This window comes from Paenibacillus sp. JNU01, assembly GCF_059130585.1.
The window spans coordinates 3029181-3054682 of record NZ_CP169723.1; the positions used below are offsets into that span (position 1 = coordinate 3029181).

The 25502-nt window shown below is 46.1% G+C and carries 20 protein-coding genes, 1 pseudogene and 1 riboswitch; of the genes and pseudogenes, 7 read left to right on the forward strand and 14 right to left on the reverse strand.

Features of this window, described 5'->3' with window-relative positions:
- Nucleotides 1-9: 9 nt before the first annotated feature.
- The 8 genes from NLBNIHML_RS13185 to NLBNIHML_RS13220 form a co-directional block, all read right to left on the reverse strand.
- Nucleotides 10-3816, reverse strand: coding sequence for a type I polyketide synthase (locus NLBNIHML_RS13185; RefSeq protein WP_494354517.1), 3807 nt, complete (start codon nucleotides 3814-3816; stop codon nucleotides 10-12).
- A 4-nt stretch (nucleotides 3817-3820) separates the two neighbouring features.
- The gene (locus NLBNIHML_RS13190) at nucleotides 3821-4690 is read right to left on the reverse strand and encodes a phosphopantetheine-binding protein (protein ID WP_494354518.1); all 870 of its coding nucleotides are present in this window, start codon (nucleotides 4688-4690) and stop codon (nucleotides 3821-3823) included.
- Between the two features lie 26 nt (nucleotides 4691-4716).
- The gene (locus NLBNIHML_RS13195; protein WP_472476238.1) at nucleotides 4717-5433 is read right to left on the reverse strand and encodes a thioesterase II family protein; all 717 of its coding nucleotides are present in this window, start codon (nucleotides 5431-5433) and stop codon (nucleotides 4717-4719) included.
- Nucleotides 5434-5449: 16 nt separating this feature from the next.
- Nucleotides 5450-6445, reverse strand: coding sequence for a 3-oxoacyl-ACP synthase III family protein (locus NLBNIHML_RS13200; protein WP_494354519.1), 996 nt, complete (start codon nucleotides 6443-6445; stop codon nucleotides 5450-5452).
- A gap of 297 nt (nucleotides 6446-6742) precedes the next feature.
- Nucleotides 6743-7264: an antiterminator LoaP gene (gene loaP, locus NLBNIHML_RS13205; protein ID WP_472476234.1), complete on the reverse strand. Its 522-nt coding sequence runs from the start codon at nucleotides 7262-7264 to the stop codon at nucleotides 6743-6745.
- 287 nt (nucleotides 7265-7551) lie between these two features.
- Nucleotides 7552-8001: a nuclear transport factor 2 family protein gene (locus tag NLBNIHML_RS13210; protein ID WP_339237911.1), complete on the reverse strand. Its 450-nt coding sequence runs from the start codon at nucleotides 7999-8001 to the stop codon at nucleotides 7552-7554.
- A 210-nt stretch (nucleotides 8002-8211) separates the two neighbouring features.
- Nucleotides 8212-8622: an RrF2 family transcriptional regulator gene (locus NLBNIHML_RS13215; protein WP_091019160.1), complete on the reverse strand. Its 411-nt coding sequence runs from the start codon at nucleotides 8620-8622 to the stop codon at nucleotides 8212-8214.
- A 118-nt stretch (nucleotides 8623-8740) separates the two neighbouring features.
- On the reverse strand, nucleotides 8741-9580 hold the full coding sequence (locus tag NLBNIHML_RS13220; protein ID WP_494354520.1) for an AraC family transcriptional regulator: 840 nt from the start codon (nucleotides 9578-9580) through the stop codon (nucleotides 8741-8743).
- 118 nt (nucleotides 9581-9698) lie between these two features.
- On the opposite strand from NLBNIHML_RS13220, the gene NLBNIHML_RS13225 reads away from it, so the two are divergent.
- Together NLBNIHML_RS13225 and NLBNIHML_RS13230 are read left to right on the forward strand one after the other, a co-directional pair.
- Nucleotides 9699-10703, forward strand: a complete 1005-nt coding sequence (locus NLBNIHML_RS13225) for a Gfo/Idh/MocA family protein (RefSeq protein WP_494354521.1) — start codon at nucleotides 9699-9701, stop codon at nucleotides 10701-10703.
- A gap of 20 nt (nucleotides 10704-10723) precedes the next feature.
- Entirely contained in the window at nucleotides 10724-11671 is a 948-nt protein-coding gene (locus tag NLBNIHML_RS13230) for an aldo/keto reductase (RefSeq protein WP_339257521.1), read from the forward strand.
- A 210-nt stretch (nucleotides 11672-11881) separates the two neighbouring features.
- On the opposite strand, the gene NLBNIHML_RS13235 is transcribed toward NLBNIHML_RS13230, so the two are convergent.
- Together NLBNIHML_RS13235 and NLBNIHML_RS13240 are read right to left on the reverse strand one after the other, a co-directional pair.
- The gene (locus NLBNIHML_RS13235; RefSeq protein ID WP_494354522.1) at nucleotides 11882-12901 is read right to left on the reverse strand and encodes a Gfo/Idh/MocA family protein; all 1020 of its coding nucleotides are present in this window, start codon (nucleotides 12899-12901) and stop codon (nucleotides 11882-11884) included.
- Nucleotides 12902-12958: 57 nt separating this feature from the next.
- Nucleotides 12959-13735, reverse strand: a complete 777-nt coding sequence (locus NLBNIHML_RS13240) for a sugar phosphate isomerase/epimerase family protein (protein WP_036606781.1) — start codon at nucleotides 13733-13735, stop codon at nucleotides 12959-12961.
- A 198-nt stretch (nucleotides 13736-13933) separates the two neighbouring features.
- Here NLBNIHML_RS13240 and NLBNIHML_RS13245 point away from each other — a divergent pair, with 198 nt between their 5' ends.
- The 5 genes from NLBNIHML_RS13245 to NLBNIHML_RS13265 all read left to right on the forward strand — a co-directional run bounded on the left by NLBNIHML_RS13245 (nucleotide 13934) and on the right by NLBNIHML_RS13265 (nucleotide 20468).
- The gene (locus tag NLBNIHML_RS13245; protein ID WP_339305503.1) at nucleotides 13934-14761 is read left to right on the forward strand and encodes an AraC family transcriptional regulator; all 828 of its coding nucleotides are present in this window, start codon (nucleotides 13934-13936) and stop codon (nucleotides 14759-14761) included.
- A gap of 225 nt (nucleotides 14762-14986) precedes the next feature.
- Entirely contained in the window at nucleotides 14987-15688 is a 702-nt protein-coding gene (locus tag NLBNIHML_RS13250) for a response regulator transcription factor (RefSeq protein ID WP_339305501.1), read from the forward strand.
- Nucleotides 15689-15708: 20 nt separating this feature from the next.
- Nucleotides 15709-17157, forward strand: coding sequence for a sensor histidine kinase (locus NLBNIHML_RS13255; protein WP_494354523.1), 1449 nt, complete (start codon nucleotides 15709-15711; stop codon nucleotides 17155-17157).
- Between the two features lie 146 nt (nucleotides 17158-17303).
- Nucleotides 17304-18062 carry an ABC transporter ATP-binding protein gene (locus tag NLBNIHML_RS13260; protein ID WP_339237927.1) on the forward strand — a complete coding sequence of 253 codons (759 nt, stop codon included), beginning with the start codon at nucleotides 17304-17306 and terminating at the stop codon, nucleotides 18060-18062.
- A gap of 3 nt (nucleotides 18063-18065) precedes the next feature.
- Nucleotides 18066-20468 carry an ABC transporter permease gene (locus NLBNIHML_RS13265; RefSeq protein ID WP_494354524.1) on the forward strand — a complete coding sequence of 801 codons (2403 nt, stop codon included), beginning with the start codon at nucleotides 18066-18068 and terminating at the stop codon, nucleotides 20466-20468.
- 101 nt (nucleotides 20469-20569) lie between these two features.
- On the opposite strand, the gene mmuM is transcribed toward NLBNIHML_RS13265, so the two are convergent.
- The 4 genes and pseudogenes from mmuM to NLBNIHML_RS13285 form a co-directional block, all read right to left on the reverse strand.
- Nucleotides 20570-21544, reverse strand: a complete 975-nt coding sequence (gene mmuM, locus NLBNIHML_RS13270) for a homocysteine S-methyltransferase (RefSeq protein ID WP_494354707.1) — start codon at nucleotides 21542-21544, stop codon at nucleotides 20570-20572.
- A pseudogene (gene mmuP, locus NLBNIHML_RS13275) lies at nucleotides 21524-22934 on the reverse strand (S-methylmethionine permease); the annotation flags it as partial. The gene mmuM and the pseudogene mmuP, both read right to left, overlap by 21 nt.
- Before the next feature lie 91 nt (nucleotides 22935-23025).
- Nucleotides 23026-23128, reverse strand: a riboswitch (SAM riboswitch).
- Nucleotides 23129-23198: 70 nt separating this feature from the next.
- On the reverse strand, nucleotides 23199-24401 hold the full coding sequence (locus NLBNIHML_RS13280) for a Ger(x)C family spore germination protein (protein ID WP_339237935.1): 1203 nt from the start codon (nucleotides 24399-24401) through the stop codon (nucleotides 23199-23201).
- Nucleotides 24398-25498 carry a GerAB/ArcD/ProY family transporter gene (locus NLBNIHML_RS13285; RefSeq protein ID WP_339237937.1) on the reverse strand — a complete coding sequence of 367 codons (1101 nt, stop codon included), beginning with the start codon at nucleotides 25496-25498 and terminating at the stop codon, nucleotides 24398-24400. The genes NLBNIHML_RS13280 and NLBNIHML_RS13285 overlap by 4 nt, the downstream gene beginning before the upstream one ends.
- Nucleotides 25499-25502 lie beyond the last annotated feature (4 nt).

The following is a 25502-nucleotide window of genomic DNA, read 5'->3' on the forward strand; positions in this document are numbered from 1 at the left end:
CCTTACATATCAGATATGTTTTAATCCTTTGAGCATATCCTCCATGCTGATCTTGCCATCTTCCAACTGATCAAAAAGAGAATGGACCTCCTCGTCCAGCGCAATTGAAGCACCTACTGGCTCCTCTGCTTGTTTCTTCTCCTGTGAATGGCCTGTTTTATCAGCCAGATATCCACCCAATCGGTGCACAGACGGATGTTCGAACAGATCTGCGACAACGAGTACTCCCGGGTACTGACGGTCAAGTTGTGCATACATTTGTTTCACCAGAATCGAGTCAGCTCCGAGTTCGAAGAAACTGTCATGGATATCAATTTCATGAAAGCCCAGAATAGCCTGGCACACATCTGCAACCTGTCTCTCCCATGGCGTGTATTCTCCGTTATCCGCACCATTCAGCACGGTATCCTGTCGGGACACACTTTGCGGGGTCACTGGCGCTGGCGCCTTCGGTGATGAGGCTCTCTGTAGACGTGAATCAATCCAGCTCTCCACTTCAGGAGAAAGTCTAAACGGATAGTTCCGAATCATCTTCAACATGCCACGGTCTGTTGACATCTGTCCTATTAATACACGTTCGATCTGTCGTCCTTCCACCTGATCCAGCCAGGTCAGAGCCTCTTTATTGGTCATGGCTTTGAAAAGGGTGTCTACGCCGTAGCCAGTTGCGGCAGCTGCGCCTGTTTCTTTCCAGGTTGACCAGTTGACCGTCATTGTTCCGTCCATCTCTTGGTTGCGATAGGTTGCATAAGCATCCTGGTACGCATTGGCAGCTACATAATCAGCCTGGCCCGGCCCGCTAAATATCGTTGCAATGGATGAAAACATCACAAAAAAGTCTGGATTGTCCTCTCTGGTGAGTTGATCCACGATCTGGGTTCCTTGCACTTTAGGGCGTAATACTTGTTCAGCTTCTTCTATCGTTCTGTCCTTAAGCGGATGATCTCCACCTACAGCAACCCCCGCTCCATGAATGACACCTGCAATACGACCATATTGCTGACGAAGTTCACTCAGAATCACTCGCATGGAAGCTTCGTCTGAAATATCTGCTTGGTAAGGAAGAACTGTCGCTCCGGCAGCCTCCATGTGTTGTACAGCTTCGATTTTCCGAGCTGACACGTCGTTGGATGATGCAGCTACAATGCTATCCCATTCTTCTCGTGCGGGAAGCGAGGTTCTGTTCACCAGTGCGAGTGTAATTCCCGGGTATCGCTCCGCGAGTTGTAGTCCAAGCTCCAGCCCAATGCCGCCCAGTCCGCCAGTAATGAGATATAATCCGTCTTTGCGAATGTTGTAGTTCCATTTAGGATACGCAATCGGGTCCAGCGCTCCAAACTGCTGAATGTACCGCGCACCTGCACGATAAGCTACACCATAATCATCACTTTCGTGATCCAGTTCGGCCACAATATCCTGGAGCGAGGTCTCCGCATCCACTTGGATGGAACGGCATTGCAGACGTGAATCTTCTTTGCGTCCTGCCAGACCCAGCCCAAACATCAGGGCAGCCTGAGGAAATACATGTTCTTCGGTTCCCGTTATCGAGTGGATTGGATTCGTCAACAACACCAGGTCAACAGGCTCAAGCGATTGGGCACCTATCATTTCCTGAAGAAGATAGAAAAATGGATGAAAGGACTGATCCTGTTGAATATAGATAATCCGGTTAATTGTCAATTCATCCAGATGAGCCCACAATTGTTCCATGCTCTCACGCTGGTCTGAAATGACATACTCCTCGGAAGATACTTGAAGGAACGAAGGTCCATTAAACACTTCAATAACCTCATGCCCCTGCTGCTGTAGTGCCTTACGAAGAGATAGATCTTCTCTTTTTCCCTCTCTTTTATCGTCCCTAAAAATAACGATATGACCTTCTGATAACTTTCGAGCGGAATTACGTTCCGGTTCAGGAACCCAACCCAACTCATAATGGTGTATGTTCTCCATAGCGATCGCATCCGTCTTGGCTAGGGAAGGAGGAGCAGATAGCTCAATCCAGCAGCGATGAGCTTCAAATGGATACGTCGGGATGCTGATGCGACGAACATCCTCACCTGAATACAGGCTTGGCCAGCTTACCTCCCCACCCCCAAGATAGGTTTCACAATGAGCGGTTAAATGCAGCTGACTGGACTCCGGGACTGACTGCTCTCGAATGGAATCCACTCCGCCCTCTTCAAGTTCAATTAGTTGCGCGAGCAACTCCTCTTTGCTTGAAGCAATCTGTACCAGACGGTGTTCATAATGCGTCCGGGATGTGCCTGCCGTGTAACATATATCGGCTAACGAGTGATCGGTTGTTTTCAGATATTTCGTATATTTGGATATATATTGTTGCAGGGCTTGAAGCGTCTTGGCTGAAAGAGGGAAAAGGTATTCCCGCATCTCAGTCTCGCTGCTCGTTTCCACTGCACCCGCCTGCTCCAGAATAAGATGACAATTGGTACCGCTGAAACCAAATGCACTGACTCCCATTCGCACAGGTTCACCCGCAGCAGGCCAGATCCGGTTACGTGTATTTACATACACAGGTGTGCCACTAAAATCAATATTGCGATTCGGGCGATCGAAATGCTGCACCGCAGGTAAAATCCCTTTTTTCAAGGACAATACGGATTTCACAAGTCCGGTAATCCCGGCACTCTCATACAAATGTCCAATATTGGACTTCACCGAACCGATGGCACAAAATTGCCTCTTATCGGTGTATTGCTCAAAGGCTCCCTTAATGCCATCGATTTCAATCGGATCTCCCAAGATCGTCCCGGTTCCATGGGTTTCAATATAAGCGATACTTTCCGGATCGACCCCCGCCGCTTTCCACGCCTTCACAATGACCTCACTCTGGGCTCTGGCGTTCGGCGCTGTAATCCCCATCGAGTTTCCGTCCTGGTTAATGGCACTGCCCTTAATGACCGCATACACCTGGTCCTTGTCCTTGATGGCATCCTGAAGTGGTTTCAGCATAATGACCGCCGCACCTTCGCCTATTCCGGAACCATCTGAGCTATCATCAAAGGGGCGTGTCATGCCATTTGATGATTCAATGCCCATTCGATAGTAGTCCTTGTCCAGCGGAAGCACGTTGAGTTTTACGCCTCCTGCCAGCGCCATGTCACACTCACCCAAACGAATGGCATTACAGGCATGATGAACTGCAACCAAAGATGAAGAACAGGCTGTATCCACCACCATACTCGGTCCTCTCAGATCAAGTAGGTAGGATAAACGGCTGGGTAAAATACAGGATAAATTGCCTGTGACCGAGATCGGCAGAGACTGTGGCTCCACATCATGAATCATCTCTTTATACCGATAACCTTCCAGATCGGACACCAGTCCAACGTATACTCCTGTATTGCTTCCCGCCAGCTTCTCACTGGTATATCCTCCATCTTCAAAAGCGGCCCATGCCGTCTCCATAAAGATACGTTGAGCCGGGTTCATCAAACTGGCTTCTTTCGGTGTAAATCGAAAAAAAGGATAATCAAAGGTATCAATATGTTCCAGATAAGAGCCATCCAAGTATTTGCTGTCTTCACCAGGGTTCATTTTACGTGAGATGTAATTATCGGCATCCTGGCGTCGCTGCTCCGGCAGATCCCTCGTACAATCCAGACCATGCAGCAGGTTATCCCAGAACTGCTCCGCATCATCTGCCAAGGGCATACGAACACTGAGCCCAACGATCGCGATATCACCCGGACGGGTGGTAGCTGGAGTTGCCATTGGTGGAAGCTGACTAGACGACTCCGCCTGAGTTGTGTCACGAATACCCAGTTCACTGAAATCCATCAGTTTGTTTTTCATTGTTTTATCCCCTTTCAGCCGCTGGGCGGAGACTTTCAATCACTTTGGCAAGCATTTGATCATAGGTTCTGAAAAAAAGATTCCATTGAACGGTATTCATTCGGGGTTTACAATACAGCGTTACCACCATATTTCGTTTTTCATTTTGAATTTCACAGATGACATCAAACAGTTCCTCCAGCGCCCCCCTGCCCCCACTGACATAATCGGCCTCGTAGAATAGCGGACGGATGGAGTCATGTTGCGATTTCATCCCTGTTCTTACCAAATCCTGAATATGATGGCCAGGCTGTTCGTCTGCTGAATGTAAAGTTTGTTTGGCTACTTCAAACAACTCATTGAAATCCTGCACCTCTTGCACATCCAGTGAGATGGAACTGATATGGTTCATGCGATAAATCAGGGTATAGACCGTAAGTTGCGGCTGATTGCCAATCTCCGTCAACAGATATGCAAACAAAGACCACAACCATTCTACAGGCGTGCAGCCTGCATTTTTGGACAAGTTTCTAATTTTATTGAAGCGCTCCTTCTCGATCCGGAATTCATATCGATGGTCTTGAAGAGCCTGTCCTGCATGCTGCATGTAATCCAAAGGAACAGGATATGCTTCCAGTTCCATGCCTTCCTGGTCTGCGATGAATTTGGCAAGTCTCGAGATCGTGGGATAGGCAAACATATTGGTTAACGTAATCTGAGCCGGATATAATTTTTCAAGTTGATTATAGATCTGGGCAAGAAGCAATGAATCGCTCCCTAAGTCAAAAAAATTAATTGTGGTTGTGACTCCCGCATCAGCTCCCAGTACAACATGAAATACGTCCAGTATGGTTGCTTCCAGCTGTTCAATTGGTGTAATCTGCCGTTGATTCATTTGACACCTCACCTCGGTATAGGATTCTACTCCATATAACTTGTTAATGTCTGATTGATCGTGCTTGTAACCCGATGCATACTGCCTTCAAATAAATAAAAATGCCCCCCTTTGTATATCCGGGCGGCACTTCCTTGTTCCGTATAACCTCTCCAGCGTTCTGCACAATCCAGAATATAGCCTTCATCCTCTGCTCCGTTCAGTATCGTAATATCACATTGCAGCTTATAAGGCTTCTCCTCATAAGTATACGTCTCATTCATCTCCAGATCCTTACGTAATACGGGGATAAACATATCCATCAGTTGCTGGTTCTCAAAGAACTCATCCGGTGTACCGCCCATTTCCTTAATGCGGTCTATGAACTGTCCTTCGGGTAAATGGTAATAGACCTGTTCTTTTTTATAATCCGGTGTTTCTCGCCCAGAAAAAAACATGTGTATCGGTTTCCTAAACTGCTCTTCATGCATTTTGTTATACAGTTCATAAATAATCAGACTTCCTAGACTATGTCCAAATAGGGCATATGGCTCCTCATCTGGCAAATCGCGAGCTATATACTCAAATACATCATCTACACTCTGCTGAATACTTTCATAGAGCGGCTTGGAGAATTTCAATCCTCGTCCTGCAAGTTCAACAGGAGTCAGCACGATAGATTCGGATAACCCTTTTTTCCATTTGTTATATATTGATGCTGACCCTCCTGCATAAGGAACACAATATAATCGCATCTTGGCCATATAATCTCCTCTCCACTTACACGATTTCTCCCCATCTGATCGCTGTAGCGCAATAATACGTTCCAGCTCCAGCCCCAACCAACACGACCCGATCACCCGTTTTCAGTGTGCCTTGATTCACAGCCTCGGCCACTGCAATTGGCAAGCAGGCGTTAGAGGTGTACCCGTATTTCTCCATCGTCATATAGGCCTTTTCTTGCGGGATACCCAAGGCAACGGCCAGTTCTCTAATCAGATTACTGTTTGTTTGTGGGAAGATGAATAGATCCACTTCTCCTATATTCCATTTTACTTTGCGCAAAAGACGGTTCACGAGCCGCGGGATACCCCTGACCAATTGTTCGTATAAATATCGGCCATTGGATGTGTATACGGAAACAGATCCGTCAGAAATCTGTCCATAATGAACAGGCAGTGTTCCGTAACTGATATCTTCCATATTCTCGTGATGCATAATTCCGTTCAGAAAAACGCTGTGATAGGCGTCATGCTCATCTAGTTCCTGTAAAACAAATGCCCCTGCTCCATCCCCTACACTGGAACACGCTGCTCGATCCTGCCAATCCGTTACTTTCGAATAGGTATCTGCGCCGATGACCAAAATATTGCTTATATCTTCTTCAGCCTGAAACGTATAAAACGCATTCATTAATCCATAGCTGAATCCGGCACAGCCCGCACGGAGATCCAGACAAATGGCTTGGTCTGCTCCGAGCTTTTCCTTCACAATAGCGGACGGATGAGGTATTAAGCGATCCGGTGTGAAGGTCGCCATAATAATCATGTCTATATCTTCGACATCAATCGCAGCCTGTTCTATAGCTTGTCTCGCAGCTTTCAAGCCCAAATCGCTGGTGTACTCATGCTCGTGCGCAATTCTTCGTTCACGAATTCCAAGATTATGGTAGATCCAGTCCGCATTTGCGTTAATGTCCATGGCCTCCAGCCCCTGATTCGTTAACACGGATTCCGGCACATACATGCCAATACCCCGAATGGTCATTTGTCTCATGCAACACGTCTTCCTTTCCTGAATCCAAGGTAAGCAGCCCTCTCTGAAAACAATAAATTTCCTGAAGACAACAAAAAAACAGTTCAGCCACTTGTTTGCGCTTTACTGTCACATAAATACCTTATTCAACAAAATGTAGGGATGACTGCTCCAACGTACATAGCTTCGCCCTGTCGATACACGTGGGTGTATTTCAGCGTTTATGCATATGACTCCTTTGGTTGCATAATGTGCCTAAGCTTCATTCTGCTCCTCCGGTTTTGGTTGTCGTAAGTGACCATAACATATCTGAGTACCTTATCGTTTTTCTTGTGCTGCATATAAAATCTCAACACCCAAATCAACTAATTTAGGTTCATCATTGCCTGTTAGATGAAGCCACACCTTTGCTCTGCGTGTATGCTTGTCAATCTTCTTAATGATGCCTTCGTGTCCCATCAACGGACCATCCAGCACCACAACTTTCGTATTTTCCATATATACGGTTGAATAATCGATAATATCTTCCGGATTGATGAGGTTTAGCAATGTGGTCATTTCATGATCCGGGATTGGCGTGCAGCTTGCATTGGTTCCCAGCATTTTAATGATATGAGGAATAGAACAGATTAAGTGGTATGTTTCGGCGGTCATGTTGACTTGAATCAATACATAGCCAGGAAAGACTTTTTTGGTACAGGCTTCAAAAATACCTGATTTCTTCTCCGGAACTTTTCTCTTGGGGATTAAAACTCGGATGGAGGTTCCTAGATACATATGTAGGTATTTCCTAATGACTTCTTCGCTTCCTGTATGTACAAACAATGCGTACCAGTTCATGGCATCATCCTCTGATTAACAAATTAGCCAAGCGGAAATATACATATCGATATGAAAGAATTAAATCCCTAAGTTTCAATTTGTGTAATAAAATGTAATTGTTTTGTTGTAAGTATCTTAACTCATGACTTTTGGAACGTCAATGCTATTAATTCAATTTTATGTAAAATAACCTTACAATTCACATAAAACACTCACATTTTGTCTCCTATTCAACTCGTCTTCACTGTAACCAAAAAAACACTTACAGCACCAAACATCTGTAAGTGTTTTTGTTCATCCTTATCCTATTCAAACAGGTCCAGACGGAGACGTTTCAGACTTGTATGTTTGATGTACCATTGGCCGTCGATTTTGACAAAAGTTTCGTGGTAGTGCCCAAATCCGTGGAAGGATTTGTTCTCATTGCCCTCCGGGAACGTCACCCAATCTTCCATTGGGGAGATAACCTTCGCTTCATTCTCGGATACGAATTCAACTTCCGCGCTATGAACATGATGTACGGTTACGGCAACATCCACCAGATCACGGAATACTTGTACGATGGTGTCGCGACCTGTTAATACCGGGATTGGATTGCCTTCTGTGCTGAAATCGGCCACTGCATCGGGGGCAAACACATCACCCAAGATGTCCCATTGTTTCGTATCAATATAGCGGCAATAACGCGCCTTGGTGTTCCGAATGTTTTCCAGCGCAAGCAATTGTTCCAGTCCTGTGATCGTTGATTGGCTCATGTGTTGTCCCTCCAGAGATGTAAAATGTGATATAAGATCGGATCAATTATGTATGCACCTATACCTTCCTTATTGTACCATTCGACTTCTATTAGGCACAACGATACAAAAAAATCTTCCCTTACCTCTTGTGAGGTTGAGGAAAGATCTGGATATACCTATGGTAGACGAGTTAATCCCATCAATTCAAGCCTCATTTCCAGCCCCAAGCTACTGCTGTGCACTCCAACTTTTCATCTGGGAAGCGAGTTCTGACATTTTCTTATTGTTCAGGAAACTCTCCATCTCTTCTTCCGCCTGAACCATTACCTGCTGGATCAAACAGCCTGCGTTATGATTCTGGGAACATTCGAACAGGGATGCCTGACCTTCAATTGCATGAATGATCTCCAGGAAAGAAGGATCAGGATTTTTACGACTAAGCCGATAACCACCATTGGCTCCGGATGTGGATTCGATCATACCCGCCTTAACCAATTTGGTCAATATTTTGGACAGGTAGGTTGGTGATACCTTCTGCAATTCTGCAAGTTGGTGAACACTAACCAGTTGCTCAGGGGCAGTGCTTACAAGATGAAGCATGGTATGCAAAGCATAATTTGTTGCTTTTGAATATTTCATGAGGGCACCTCATTATACACGGATTTAATTTATCCATAATAGACTTGATTGTGCTCTCTGTCAAACTACTACACTTACTACTACACTTCAAGCGCTGACAACATCGAAAGGATGCGGGTTAATTGTGATACAATCCGCGATAATCCGTAGGTGTCATCCCCTCATGAGCCATAAACTGGCGGTTAAAATAACTGGCATTGGGATATCCCGCTTCCTCTGCAATCTGTCCAATGTTGGCCGAGGGTCGTTCCAGTAACCATTGCTTCGCCATCTGTAGTCGTGAACGAGTGATAAACTCCATAGGCGTCATCTCTACAGCACTCTTGAACATCTTGCAAAAGTAATACGAACTCACACCTGCAAGATCTGCCCAGTCCTGTAACAGGAAAGGTTGACAGGCCTCTTGCTGCATCTGTGGAAGAAGCGAAAGTACCCGACTCTCCGCCTTACTTGTGGTACGTGTGTTTTTCAAAGGTACCGCATGCTGCACGAACTCGGCGAGTACGGAATAGGTCAATGTGGATAGCTGAGCCGGACGCAGCATGGTATTCTGTTCCGCTTCAGTCAGCAAGGCCAGATGAGCCTCTTCCCAAGAGCTACGCTGACGCAATGTCCATAACAGATTACGATGTAACCCCCGTTCAATCATATAATCATGCAGACGTTCACCGTAAAAATGAACCCATCGTACATCCCATGGATCATCTTCACTACTATAATAATGTTGTCGCTGCTGCGGGAAATAAAGTACGGCCTGACCTGCACGAAGTTCATGCTCTACCCCGTCCACTTCCACATATCCCTTGCCCGAAGCAACATAGTGAATATTAAAATTGTTCAGCACACCTGCCTCCCGTAATACGGAATGCTGGGGATGATCCATATAGTGTCCAACGGATTCGGGATAACAAAAATATGGAATATCCTGCAGGGTAAGCAATACGGTTTGTCTCATCATAGCCGGTTCTCCTTAATCAACAATATTGTGTTAACTAAATTCAATATATTATCATTTTAATTCATTGGTCTATTCATTATAATCACAATATACATTTATACACAGGAGGATACAACACATGAATTCAGTTAAAAAATTGCGTTGGGGCATTCTTGGTAGCGCTAGCATTGCTGTGGAATCCGTCATTCCTGGCTTGCAGCAATCCGAGTTGAATGAAGTAACCGCGATTGCCAGTCGAGACGAACATAAAGCCAAACAAACGGCGGAACAACTTGGGATCGACAAGGCTTATGGCAGTTATGAAGCTTTGCTCGCTGACGATTCCATTGATGCCGTATATATCCCACTGCCGAATCATCTGCATCGGGAATGGACGATCCGGGCTGCAGAAGCAGGCAAACATATTTTGTGCGAAAAACCACTGGCTCTGACAGAGCAGGAAGCTCAGGAGATGGTTCAAGCTTGTGCAGATGCAGGTGTGCATCTCGCGGAAGCATTCATGTACCGTCATCATCCACGTTATGAGCAGATCAGGGATATCATCGCCAGCGGTGAGATCGGTGAGATCCGTGGTATTCACAGTACATTTTCATTTAATAACTCCAATGCATCCGGCAATGTCCGCTTTCGGAAGGAGTGGGGTGGAGGTGCACTGTATGATATCGGATGTTATTCCATCAGCGTAGCACGTCTACTACTTGGTCAGGAACCAAGCGCAGTTACCGTTATTGGCATGTTCTCCCCACAGCATGATCAGGTCGATATGATGGCTTCCGGATTGCTGGAATTCGATAATCATGTTGGCGTGACGTTTGACAGCAGCATGTGGGCAGCCTTTCGCAACACGCTCGAAGTTCTAGGTTCTGATGGCATCATTGAGGTACCATCGGCCTTTATCGGTCGTCAGGATCGCAGTTCCAACTTCTATGTCACAGCAGGTGGTGAACGCAGGGAGATTGAAGTTCCACAAGTAAACCACTACTCACTGCAAGGAGATGATATGGCTCGTGCCGTACTTCAGGGCAAGGATCTGCGCTTCGCCCCTTCCGATGCAGTAGCTAATATGAAAGTGCTGGAAGCTTGCCTTCGTTCAGCGGAAGAACGTACACGAATTACACTATAATTGAGAGGATGAACTGACTTATGGAATATATCGAAATTGCTGGTGCAGGTAAACGCGTCTCCAGATTGATTAAAGGAACCGATTATTTCGTGCATAGTGCTTACGATAAAGCAGCTACGAACATGGATGCTTTTCTGTCGATTGGCGGTAACACTGTCGATACAGCACATATTTATTGTGGTGGACAGAGTGAAGAAGTCCTTGGCCGTTATATGAAGGAACGCGGTAACCGTGACCAGATCGTCATTCTTACCAAAGGCGCGCATCATGACCAGAATGGACCACGCGTGAACGCTGATGCCATCCGCAGTGACTTGATGGAAAGTCTGGAGCGTCTTCAGACAGATCATGTAGAGATGTATGCGTTGCACCGGGATGACCCAAATATGCCTGTCAGTGTTATTCTTGAAGCACTGAACGAACATATTGAATCTGGCAAAATCGGCGCAATTGGCGCCTCCAACTGGACCTGGCAGCGGCTCGAGGAAGCCAATGCGTACGCTGCGGCAAATGGCTTGAAGGGCTTCACATTCAGCAGTCCGAACCTCAGTCTCGCCAAAGCAAACGAACCTTTCTGGGCAGGCTGTGTGTCGGCAGATGCAGAGACACTGGCATGGCATGAGCAAACCAAGCTGCCATTGCTATCCTGGTCCTCCCAAGCGCGTGGTTTCTTCACGGGAAGATTCACACCTGAAGTTCGCGATAACGAAGATCTGGTGCGTGTATTCTACAGTGATGGCAACTGGGAACGGTTACGCCGGGCAGAACAATTGGCTAATTCGAAGAAAACATCACCCATTCAGATTGCACTCGCTTATGTATTGAATCAGGCGTTCCCAACCTGTGCCCTGATCGGTGCTCAGAATCAGGCGGAACTCCTCTCCTGTGACGAAGGGTCCCGCATCACGCTGACTCCTGCTGAAATCGCATGGCTGGATCTGGGAAGTGATGTACCTGCCGGCATCTAAGACGGATTTTCGGTTGAACAATGGAACGGTTCGACCTTCATATTGAGACTGACACTTCCGTATGGTATCGGAAGTGTCAGTCTTTTTTTGTGATATCTCTAAACTCAAATAAAGAAGGACTTACCCCAGAACAGATCTCCGAAGGTAAGTCCCTTATATCATGGATTAAGACATATAGAATGTTAGAAATTGCACTGTCATTCGTATGGATTACAGTTTAACGATCTGACCTGTTTTCTCGGATTCGAATGCTGCCAGGATCACTTGCAGGGAACGTAAGCCCTCTTCCCCGGAAATCGCTGGAGGTGTTTTCGTTACAATGGACTCTACAAATGCGTCAATTACACCACTCGGCACTTGTTTCTCGTTAGTAGCCATGGCACCAACTTTGTACGTCTCAACTGTACCATTGGTCAGCTCAACGATCACTTCATCGCCTTCCATTGTTCCGATCTTCATAACACCATTCTCACACCACAGCACGGTACTGTTGTCTCCAGCTCTGTATTGCGTCCAGCTTGCTACCAGCGTTCCGATCGCACCGCTCTTCATACGCAGCAGACAAGTTGCGTTATCGTCAACTTGAGTACCTTCCTTGTGCAGTGTGCTGATGAAACCAGCCACTTCAGATACTTCATCATTCAGCAAGTAACGGATGAAGTCTGATTTGTGCACGCCCAGGTCACCCATCGCGCCCATAATAGCTTCTTCTTTACGGAAGAACCAGCTTTCAGCACCGTCCACACTCCATCCTTCCGGACCCGGGTGGCCAAAAGATGTACGGAAATTCAGGACTTTACCAAGTTTGCCGGAGTCGAGAATTTCTTTTGCTTTGACGTGAGGAGGCATCAGACGCTGGTTGTGTCCAACCATCAGATACACACCATTTTTCTTGGCAGCTTCGATCATTTGCTCGCCTTCTTCAGTGGAAACGGCCATGGGTTTCTCGACCAATACATGCTTGCCTGCATTGGCAGCAGCAATTGCCATTGGCGCATGCAGATAGTTAGGTGTACACACACTGACTGCATCCACCGTTTCATTAGCAAGCAATTCTTCGTAACTGGAGTAAGCTTTACCTCCATAAGTTTCGGCCATTTCTTCCGCACGCTCCACGATCGGATCGGCAAAAGCGACAAGTTCTACGTTCTCATTGGCAGCGTACTCCGGAATATGTCTGCGCTGGGCAATGGCTCCACAGCCGAATACAGCAACTTTAATTTTACTCATGTATATAAGTCTCCTTTGACAAATAGATTAGCATTTTAGCAGCGTTCGATGGTTCTGTTAGAATTGATTCAAATAGTTTTCTTTCAACCAGTTGTAGCTATTGGATACGCTCTCAAGCGGCGGATTCTGACATACGTCTTGTTCCACGATCAGCCATTCCACGCCTGCATTCGTAGCGCCTTCAATAACAGCTGGCAGGTCAACCGAACCTTGTCCCAGTTCCAGCGTTTTCATCTGGCCCTGTTCATCTTTGCTGAAATCCTTCAGATGAAGCAGCGGCAAGCGACCCGCATATTTATTAATATACTCGATCGGATTTTGTCCCGCAAATTGTACCCAACATACGTCCATTTCCACTTTTACCGCTTCCGGTGATGTTTGAGCGAACATGGCGTCAAAAGCGTTGGCATCGCCAACCTGCCCATGGAATTCAAAATCATGGTTATGGTATCCGAAGATCAATCCTTGCTTCGCTGCTTCAGCTCCATATTGTTGCAATTCGGCGAACAGCTTGGTCCAGCCTTCTGCATTCTCAGGACGATCCTCTGGCATCAGGTAAGGACAAATGATATATTGTGCACCAATTGTTTTCAGGTAATCGATTTGTTTCTGCAAGTCTTCGCGCATCGCATGTAGTGAAACGTGACTGCTGAAGCCTTTCAGCCCAAGTTCATCTAGTAGCGCTTTCATTTCCTCAGCTGGAATATCACCATATCCGGCAAACTCCACACCTTCATATCCAAGGGCCGCTACCTTACGCAACGTACCACGAAAATCTGCTGCAGTTTCATCACGGAGTGTAAACAATTGCAAACCAATATTAAGTTTTTTCATGTAGGATACACCTCTGTTCTCAAATTTGCTTTCATTGCTCTATCTGGTATCATCCTAACGCAAAACAGGCTAGAATGAACATATACAATATAGTCAGAACATGAACTATCTGGTCAAATTTTATTTCCATCATTTTGCATCTATTTTAATGTACCCATTTGAATGCATGCAGGATGTACATATTGGGGGATTTTATCTTTGGATACGTTAGAGACATCTGTACTGATCTGTGACTACTCATATCACTATAAAGCGTTCACTCATAATATGAAGGGCGAGCTGCAAACCTATCTGTTCCGTCTGCAGACCGAAGGTTCGTGCAAAGTGTATGTACAAGATGAAGAATTCAGGATGACTAGCGGGGATCTGCTGCTGCTCAAACCTGGCGACGACTATCATCTCGTGGTGGATGAACCACATAAGGAAGGACGCTTGTCCAGCGGAGATTATTATCTGTTCTGCGAGGGCAGTTGGATCGAGAACTGGTGGAAAAGGCAGCAACGTTCCACCGTGAGCCGGATTGGACTTGATGATAAGCTCATCAGCCTGTGGAGAAATATGTTGCTTGAGAAACGTCGCGGACCTCTTGAGGAAAATGCGGAGCTAAAGGATGCGTTACTGCGCGGATTATGTCTATATATTGACCGGGCAATCAAAGAGAATATTCAGACCGATCGGGCGGTTTCCTCTGCGCTGAAGTTAAAACGTTATATTGAGGAGCATGCCACAGTTACGTTCAAGCTTGAGGAAGCAGCACGTTATGCCGGACTCAGCCTGTCCCGTGCAGTCCGTTTATTCAAGGAACATTACAATCAGACCATGATTCAATACGCGATTGAGATCCGTCTGAATGCGGCGCTGGAACGCATGAAATACAGTGAAATGACCCTGGAGCATATTGCCGAATCCTGCGGATTTGCGAGCTACTCCTATTTCCACCGGGTATTCCGGGCGCACTTCGGTGTGTCTCCGGCGGAGTATCTCAAATCCAGACAACACGAGCCTATCGATCTAGAACGTGTATGACGTATTAGTATCAGAAACCCATGACCCTTCAAGCAGGTTCATGGGTTATTTTGATAAGACGAAACTTGTAAACAGCTACTTGTGGTCTCTTGATTAATAAGAATGTTGTTCACTTCAATATTTATGTGACTCCTACAGAACAAGACTGTACAATCATAGAGACAGCCGTTTTACAAATTCATACATACCCATTAAATTCACATCTATCATACTGGAGCGATACATATGCTAACCCACCCGCGCAAAGTCCTCATCATCGAGGATGAACCGGATATCTCACGTATTTTGCGAGATTACTTGACCAAAAATCAATATGAAGCTGTTGTGGCAGCCACTGGACAAGACGGGCTTCAGATTATGGAGCTTATTCAACCAGATTACATCATTCTGGACATTATGCTTCCGGATATGGACGGGATCGAGGTGTGCCGCGAGATTCGACGGCGCAATAATATCCCCATCCTCATTCTAAGTGCCCGAGGCAGTGATACGGATAAGGTACTTGGTCTTGGATTTGGCGCAGATGACTATATGACTAAGCCCTTCTCGCTGAGTGAACTTTTAGCACGGATTAATGCCCACTTTAGACGTTACGACAGCATGACCTCAGACCTGGACAGAACGGATCTACTGCGCCTTGGAAATCTTGTGATCGATAAAAAAGCCTACAAAGTTACATTGAACGGATTGGAAGTGTCTCTGTCTGCCAAGGAATTCGAGTTACTTCATTATCTGGCAAGCCATAAAAATCAGGTATTCTCCAAAGCCCAGTTGCTTGACGCCATCTGGGGATATGCAACCTATGGTGATGAAAACACCGTAACCGTGTACATTCGCAGACTGCGGGAAAAAATCGAGGAAGACCCCTCACATCCAACTGTTCTAAAGACAGTATGGGGTGTCGGTTACAAATTCATTTATGAATAATCGAGATTGGAGACATCCACATGTCATTGAACACCTGGTCCAGACGCTGGCTGTTAACAACACTTGGCCTTCTGATTATTATAATTTTAAGTATTCTGGCACTGGCGTTGATGCTATTCCAAAACCGAAATTCGGAACAATCTAATCCGTCCATAAATCAGGTTCGCCTCAAGATTAATCCAACTCTGTTCGCTCTGGAGCAAAATCATCATCACCTGGACAAACAAACTACCCGAGAAGACATACGTTCCATTGCCAGAGAAAGCGGGATTCTGCTTACCTATGTGAACCTGGATGGAACCGTAGCTCTGTCCTCCGATCCCACCTCTGAAGGAACCCAGGTTAATCTGCGTTCTTCCCTTCATTATGATCTGCATCATGCCGCGCAGACTGTGGACGATAGTGAATCACTTGATATCGCGTTTCCCGTGATGGACGGTCCCGTGGGAAGTCAGATCGGCAATGCTATCTTTTCCATCCCCCAAGCTATGGTTACTGTTCAGAAACCGATGACTTTTACGGTTATATGGATTAGCGTACTACTACTCCTGTCACTGATCCTGGGCTTATTTTTATTTTGGATGAAAAGAATTCTGGACAAGCTGCTCCTCTCTCCCATTCATCATTTGAAGCTCCATGCGGAATCCATCATCAAAGGGAATTATGATGATCAGATCCAGTACAACAGGACAGACGAAATGGGCGGCCTTTACGCCATGTTGGATTTGATGCGCACAGAAATCAAACATATGAACGAGTTGCGCATCCAGCAGGAACAAGCACAAAAGGAACTCATCACTAATATATCTCATGATATTAAAACACCGATTACCACGATAAAAGCATACATAGAAGCTATTGAGGAAGGGCTGTGTAACGATCAGGAAACGCTGATGGAATATATGAGAGTGATGCGGACACATACGGATAAAACGGCCCGACTTGTGGAAGACCTACTGGTTCATGCACTTCAGGAACTAGGGCAGATCTCTGTGGAACCTCGTGAAATGTACATTGGTCCTGTCCTTGAAGCTATGTTGAAGCCTATTGAACATGTTGTTGTTACGAAAGGTCTGATCTACGACGGACCTCATTCCAACCATATCCCCAATGTGTTGGTCGCAATCGACCCTATCCGAATTGAACAGGTGATCTCCAATCTTGTCGCCAATGCTCTCAAGCATACAGCTCCCGGAGACACGATACGTATAGCCACGGAACTGGAATCCGGGTACTTGAAAGTGACCATCGCCGATTCGGGTCAGGGCATACGTGTGCAGGATATGCCGTTTGTTTTCCAGCGTTATTTCAGAGGACAAGCGAGTCATGCAGACCAACGTGTGCAGGAAGGTACGGGACTGGGACTTTCCATCTGCCAAAGCATTATTGAAGCACACGGAGGCCGTATTTCCTTCACTAGCAAAGAAGGAGAAGGTACGACCTTCCGATTCTATCTGCCGATCTGCTGAGCCACACTGGCGTGGCTTTTTTACCAAATGCCTTTAATTTCAGCTTCAACTTGGAAGTCAGTAATACTTTATTCATAATTTGATAAGGCTTCCTCAACATCCCTCCGCTAGAATGAATCCTATACTGCACTCGGGAGTGATTCGACTTGCCTAAGAAAGCGATTATCCGTGCACAGAATCTGTGCAAGACGTACAACAGCGGAAGTGAGCAACATCATGCCATCCGTAATGTCGATCTCGATATCTATGAAGGGGAATTCACGGTCATCATGGGTAACTCTGGCTCTGGCAAATCAACCCTCTTATATCTGCTTAGCGGACTGGATCAGATTACAGCTGGTGAGGTTTATTTTCGTGACCAGCGGATCGACGCTTATGGTGAACGAGAAATGTCAGACTTCCGCACGCGCCGAATCGGTTATATTTATCAAAGTATAAACTTGATCCCGGACCTTTCCATCAAAGAGAACATTGCTTTACCGGGATATATCGCTGGAAACAAAAAGAAAGACATCCAATCCAGGGCTACTGAGCTGATGAATGTCATGGATATTGATGGACAGCGTAACCGCCTCCCCTCCCAGACGTCTGGAGGACAGCAGCAACGAGCAGCCATTGCACGAGCTTTGATCAATTCGCCGGATATCATCTTTGCGGATGAACCGACCGGAAGTTTGAACCTGGAACACGGCACCGCCGTTCTGGATATCCTTACGGATATTCATCGAAAAGGACAGTCCGTAGTTATGGTTACGCATGATATTAAGGCAGCCTGCCGGGCAGATCGTCTGATCTATATTCAGGACGGCAAGATAGGCGGAATCCTTGAGTTTGACACCTATGACGAACATCAAATTCAGGATCGTGAAGCGATCATCTTCGCTTTGGTTACGGGGAAGGAGTAACCTATGGCAGTCATGTTTAAACTTAGTTTGTCGTATCTGAGCAGAAATAAAATTCAAAACTTGTTCATCACCCTGCTTATTTTTCTGTCTACCCTACTCGTGTCCACATCAGTCATTATCCTGGCCAATACGGGTAACCAGTTCAACGAGATGCATAGTCGAACCAACGGTTCCCATCAGATCTTGACGTTCGACAAAGGGCTGGACGATCCCCAAACTGTACATGACTGGTGGGCTGCCCAGAACGGTGTTCAAGTCTCACCTTTGCTAACTTACCGCATCTTGTCGGGCATCACTTTTGGCGGCACTGACATCCCTAACCTGTATCTGTACATGATGAATACCCCGCCTCCGCCATGGAGTGTAGATGAACTTGTATTTGCAAGTGGTACACAGCATTCGGCTCCTGAACAAGGAAGCGTATGGATCCCAACTTCCATGGCGAATGCCTATAACATTGCTGTCGGTGATACCATTCAATTCAAAACCGGATCGATCACACTTGACCTCGCAGTTTCAGCTATTGTTGTGGATGTTCCTTATGGAGCACCGTTCACCAATACGGCAAGAATTTGGATGAACAGTACGGATTACCAAAATGATTTTAGTACGGTTGCGGGAAAAGATATTCACATGATGGGCATCCATTTTGATGATTACAGTACGAACTCCAGCTACTGGGATCGTTATACAAGCGAGACGGGTGGTCCATTTATGGAAACCAAAATGGAATTTGAAAGTATCTCCTCCTTTTATCTGATCATCAATCAGATCGTCGGGTTCATTATGATATTTTTAGGGGCCGTCATGATGATTATTGCCCTCATTACGATTGGCTTCACCATATCCGATGCGATTCTGGCCAACTACAAAACGATAGGTATCCTTAAATCGCTGGGACTCACTTCCCGGGGCACCATTGGTACTTACGTCATTCAATATGCCCTGCTGTCCATCATCGCCGTTCTTCCCGGGCTGGTACTTAGCGTAATCGTCTCCAAATTCATCATCAACATCTCCGTATCGTCCCTCCGGACTGGCCAGGGTGATCTTCCAATTGAGGGCATTGGAGTTGCTATTGTTGTAGGGCTGCTGTTACTCGTCTTGATTATTTCATTCGTCGTGTTATACGCCAGAAAAGCTCGCATGATTGAGCCTGTACAGGCCATTCGGTACGGTATGTCGGAGAGCGACAATGTACGCATGGCGCAACGAATGAATTCACCGCTCGCAAACCAGGCCTTGTTTGGACAATTGCCCGTCTCTTTTGTCATCGGTATACGCAATCTGATCAAAAACAGCAAAAGCTCGGTTCTGATGTTGTTGCTAACCACGATGGCTGCTTCCGTACTTGTTCTCGGGTATGTTGTACTGACCAGCATTACCGGAATCTATCAGACGGCGGCCAAATGGGGTTATGACAATGCTAACATTGCCGCAGTCGTTGTAAACAAAACTACGTTTCCGAGAGCAGAGCTGCAGAACGTATTGGAAGAAGACCCTCGCATCAAAAATGTGGGCTGGCAAGGGAACATCACCGGAGTTATCCTTCCAGATGATCCAACCGATGTGGCCAGCCAGTCTACCAGTCTTTATCTAAGAGTATTGGATGGAAGCTATCAGGATCTTGGTTTTGAGACGTTGAGAGGAGACAATCCGACACTCGAAAATGAAATTTCAATCGGAGTTAGTGTTGCCAAGATGTTTAACAAGGATATAGGAGATCTCATGGATCTCTACATTGAAGGAGAAAAGCGAACGTTTATGATTTCGGGCATCTATCAGGCCATCTCCGACTTGTCGGTATCCGGAAGAATCACAGCTCAAGCGGTTCGAAGCGTAAATCCGAATTACAGAGATGTAGATGTCGCGTTTATCAATGTCAACGATCCTTCACAGGCGGATGTCATTGCTAACCAATTGAATGAGCGTTTCAAAGACTCTGCTTCCATCGTCACGCAAAAAACGCTGCTGGATTCTGTTTATGCAGAAGCTGCAAGCATTCTGGTGTACCCCATGGCTCTAATTGGTCTGCTGTTCATTTTGGTTACATTCATTATTATTTTCAGCACCTGCCGGATCAGCATTCGCAAAGAGAGCAAGACATATGGCATATATAAGTCGATTGGAATGACATCTGGAAAAATCCGGTTCTCCATTGCTGCCGGAGTAGTTGCATTAGCTCTGATTGGTTCAATGCTTGGAGTCATTGTAGGCGTATACCTTCTCCCCCTGTTACTTGAAAAAGTCCTATCCGGATACGGTATCGTACAGATTCCTCTCATTCTGAACTGGGGAGGCATTATACTCTTTGCTTGTCTGAGTATTGTTGCCGCAGCTCTAGGATCCTGGGTATCGTCCAAGGTGATTCGTCAGGCATCGCCGCGTATTCTTGTCGTGGAATAAAGTGTAGCAAGAAGGTATGCTCATGCAAAAGAAGCCCTTTCCTATCCTTTATAAGATAAGAAAGGGCTTTTCCACGCAGATCTGGATCGGCTAAATATACTTCAGCTCCGCCACTTCTTCGCAAGTTCACCAATCTGATGTGGCGTAGTTCGGCAGCAGCCGCCAATAATCCGTGCGCCCGCAGCAACCCACTGTTCCGAAGCATCACTCATACTGCCACATGTACCCTGTCCACTCCACGTCTTCGTTGCTGCATCGTATACTTCCCCCGAGTTCGGATACACAATAACAGGTTTATCGCTGGCACGGCTCAAAATACTCACGGCTTCCGTCACCACTTCCATAGGAGCACAGTTCAGGCCAATCGCAGTGATCTGCGGCTCGGAGCCAAACGTCTGTGCACATGTCTTAAGCGGCGTACCTTCGCTGATGCTTGTCCCATCTTTTAATGAAAAGGATAGCCAGGCATAGGCATGAGGAAACTCCTTCAGCAAATCAACCAGCACCTGTGCTTCCTGCAAGGATGGTATGGTCTCAAAAGCCAGAATATCAGCACCCGCTTCAAGCAACGCGGCCATCCGCGGACGATGGAATGCAGCCAGCGTTTCATCTGATACACCGTAGTGACCGATGTACTCCGATCCATCAGCTAGATAAGCGCCGTAGGGTCCAACGGATGCAGCAACCAACGGTCGTGGCCGAGCCAAGAATCCTGTCACCGAGATATCAGAGGTTTGCACTTCTGCCCATACGTCATCTCTCGCCTGTGCAGCCAGTTCCACCGTCTTGCGAATCAGGTCCAACGCTGCTTGCTCGCCGATGCCTCTCTTGCGGAAGCCATCCACTGTCGCCTGATAACTGGATGTAATCGCACAGTCGGCTCCTGCTCGAAAATAATCCGTATGGACCTGAACAATAACATCCGGATTCTCAAGCAACACACGAGCAGACCATAATGGATCATCCAGATCACATCCATGCTGTTCGAGTTCCGTCGCCAGCGCTCCATCCAGAATCATGACCGGATGTTCACTCAGGATCTGTTCTATCGGGTTAGTCGGTTGGGTTTGTGTCATGTACTTGTCCTCTTTTCTTATTCACACGTTCTGTCAGATAATAAGCTGCGTAACATACTGCGATAAATGGAATCCCACAATACAGCGCAATTCGCTGTGTCGGGTCGAAAGCAATACCTATACATGAAGCCAGGCATAATATAAATGAAACAATCGGTACCACCGGATACAGTGGTGTGCGGTAGACCAGATCTTTGATCGCATGTCCTTCCCGGATATACTGTCTGCGGAACATGTACTGGGAAGCGCTGATGCTCATCCATACGGCAACGACAGCCAGACCTGATATGGAGACCAGCGTAATATACACCGTACCTGGCGCAATGATGCTGGACAGCAAAGCCAGTGCACCACCCACCATACTGATCAGAAGTGCATTCAGCGGTACCCCGCGCTTGGTCAATTTGGCAAACCACGGAGAGATCGTTCTTTTGTCAGCCAGAGACCAGAGCATCCGTGAAGATGCATAGAGGCCCGAATTGGCAGCAGAGAGAATTGCCGTCAGAATAACAAAGTTCATAATGTCTGCAGCGTAGGGTACACCCACCCGCTCCATTACCGCTACAAAAGGACTTTCCAATACACTGGCGTCCGACATGGGCAGCAAGGCCGACAAGATAACAATCGTTCCGATGAAGAAAATAACCAAACGCCACAGTGTGGTATGAATAGCTTTGGGAATCGTCTTTTCCGGATTCTCCGTCTCCCCGGCGGCAATACCGATTAACTCAGTGCCTGAGAATGCAAAATTTACAGCAAGCATAGTCATCAATATCGCTGTAGCCCCATGAGGGAACCACCCGGATGCTGTAATATTGGAAAGGAATGGAGCCGGTTCAGCATCCCCCATGGGGATGAACCCAAACATGGCTGCGCCACCGATAATAATGAAGATTACGATGGTAACTACTTTGACAGATGAGAACCAGAACTCGGATTCCGCAAAAAGTTTTACCGTTAAAGCATTGAACAAAAAGATCATCAGTGCAAAAAGTGCGCTCCATATCCATACATTTACCGATGGGAACCAACGCTGCATAAGCAGACCGGCGGCTGTGAATTCAGAGCCAAGCGCAACAGTCCAGGTTAACCAGTACAACCAAGCCACCGTGTAGCCTGTTGCTGGTCCAATATATCTTGCCGCATAACTATGAAATGCTCCCGTCTCTGGCATATGAACAGACAGTTCACCAAGACAGAGCATCACCAGATATACTACGATCGCTCCAATCAAGTAGGAAAGAATAGTTCCCAGTGGTCCCGCCTGCTGAATCGTATAACCCGAGCTCAGGAATAATCCCGTTCCAATGACGCCACCCAGAGAGAGCATGACCACATGCCGTGCCTGCATCTTCCGCTGAAAATGCCCTTTGTCGTTGTTGTTCTCCATACCTGCTGCTCCCTACTTCTTCATCCAGAAAAAACAAAAAAGACCCACTCTTCCTAAAGAGTGCGCCGTTACTGACAAATAAAAACAAACGCTCCTATCTATCAGGCTGTTCACCCGCTGGAATTAGCACAGTATCCTTCAGATCTGTTGCTGAGGTTTCTAAGGGCCAGTCCCTCCACCTCTCTGGATAAGAAAATGATTTTTTATAAATATAGCGATTGATTATGAATGTGTCAATATTTATATCATAAATGGCACATCTCGCTATTCTGTGGAAGACCCTGGATTGGTAATGGTGGTCTTTACCTCATACGTGATCGGCACGGTACTGAAAATTTTATCCCAATCACCTTTGACTTTCTTCCATGTCTTTGGATGTTTAATACGCAAGCTGTCCCGAAAATCCGCTACATCGACTTTATAAGTATGCTGAAGTTTGTACAACACCTGACGAATCTGTTGTTCGGCCAGCTCAGCAAAATCCTTTTCCAATTCTCTTAGATATTCACCTTTTTCCTCTTCCTCGGGAGCGCGCCAATCCTCCATCAGCCAGCCTTCGGATTCAGTCTTCACATGGAATGAAATATCATTGCCGACCACCTTGGGAATAATTTTCACCTTTTTCTTCTTGATTTCATATACCACGGTGAATCCTTGCTTGTTATGTGTTTTTAAGACACCTCCTTTTTTTTTGGAATTGAGCCATGACAAACCCTCAAGATCTGTTTGACTAAGTTCTCCAATGAATTTCGTTGTTTTTCCATCAAAAATGCTACCTCCAGAGAACTTGTCCTCTCCATGGGAATTCAACACATTTTGCAGCAGAAAGCTGGAACCGGACTGCATCTGTGCATCTAACTTAGACAATAATACAGGATCCAATATTTTGTTGGACAAGTACGAATTGTTCGTAATTCCTGTGAGATAAAATGCCGGAATCCGAGACGGGTCCTGTGAAGTCAACACATCTAATGCAGAATGATGACTGATCAGCACCAGGCAGTTCGGTCGAATATCATTATCCCGTAGTACAAAATCAAGCAATTGGTCCAAACCATATTTTTTGGCAATATCCTTGGAAACGACGATAACTTTCAGATGATGTCCAATAAGTGGTCGATCCCGCCTTAACGCAAACTGACGGAAGATTTGCAACATGGAATCTCCACTGAGCTGTTCATTGGCATAGGATGTTTTGCCGGAAGAAGGAGAACCGGATTGCTGGCTCGATTGACTGTTGGAGAAGCCCGGAGCGATCTGCACCGTGGCAGTTACATAGTTCTTCTTAGGATATGAGCCTCCTTGAGCAGCGATGTCTTTCTCGAATTCCGTCTCTTTGCCGACATCGATTCCAAGACCAACATAGAGACTTAAATCCTCTATTTCCCGACTGCTCCAGCATCCGGACAGCGTCAACAGAATACAAAAGGCAGAAGCTAAACGTAAGAGCATACGGAATGGCATCATGCATGTTTGCCTCCTTTTTTGCGAATCAGACTTATCAACAGTAACACCATAGGAAGAATGCCAAATAAAAACACAGATGCATTACCCAGCATATCTCCAAGTGCAAAAGTATCATCCACCGTTTTGGGCATCATGGCTGTCACATAAATGAATGGAAGCAGACCATACATAATCCCCTTCATTTTTTTGGAACGGAACAAATCACGAATACCCACCGAAGCACAGTAATGTGTGATCGCGGTAGTCGAAAAAATCTGCATAATCCAGATGACCAGCAATAAGGATTCAAATCGTTCGAATATTAATCCCTGTATCTCGAAGCTTCTCACCAAATCCAGCGTTGGCCAGGTTCGAGTTTTGATTCCATCCAGGGACAGGCTACCTACAACCATGACAACCGTAATCAAATATATAATGGTGGATATAAGTATGCCCCAGCTCATCGCCTTATTGCTTTTCTTCGGATTTTTCATATAAGCAGTCATGATTAGCATCACCTCATACCCCGTATATGATAATAGAGAAGGCTTAAGTCCTTTGAAAACAGGCATAAGACCTTCGCCGAGCACTGGTCTAAGATTTCCAATCTCAAATAGCTGATTACTCAGCAGAATTTCAATGACAAATATAATGATTGTAATCGGTAGAATAATCTCGAACACCCGTATTATGACACCAAGTCCGCCTGAGATCATATATATACCGATCCACATGAAGACCATAACAATCGCCCATGTGGGCGTACGTTCAAGCAGATACATCCCTGTTACTTCAGCCATGACTCTAATTTCGAATGCGGCAATCACCATAAAATACATAATCATGGCAAATCCCAATATGTAAGCAATCCAGCTCCCCGTAATTTCACGGGTGAACTGGAATACCGTTTTCCCCGGAAATCTGCGACACAAGGTAACCAGAATAATGCCGACACCTGCAATAATCAGTCCCGACAGAATAATGGATATCCAGACATCCGGTGTTCCGACAGCCTTACTGGTCGTTCGAGGTAACGTCAGGATCCCGGCACCAAGCATGTAATTCACAATAATTATAACGGCCTGTGTCGTGGTTATCTTTTGTGGGGAGCCATTCACTTTA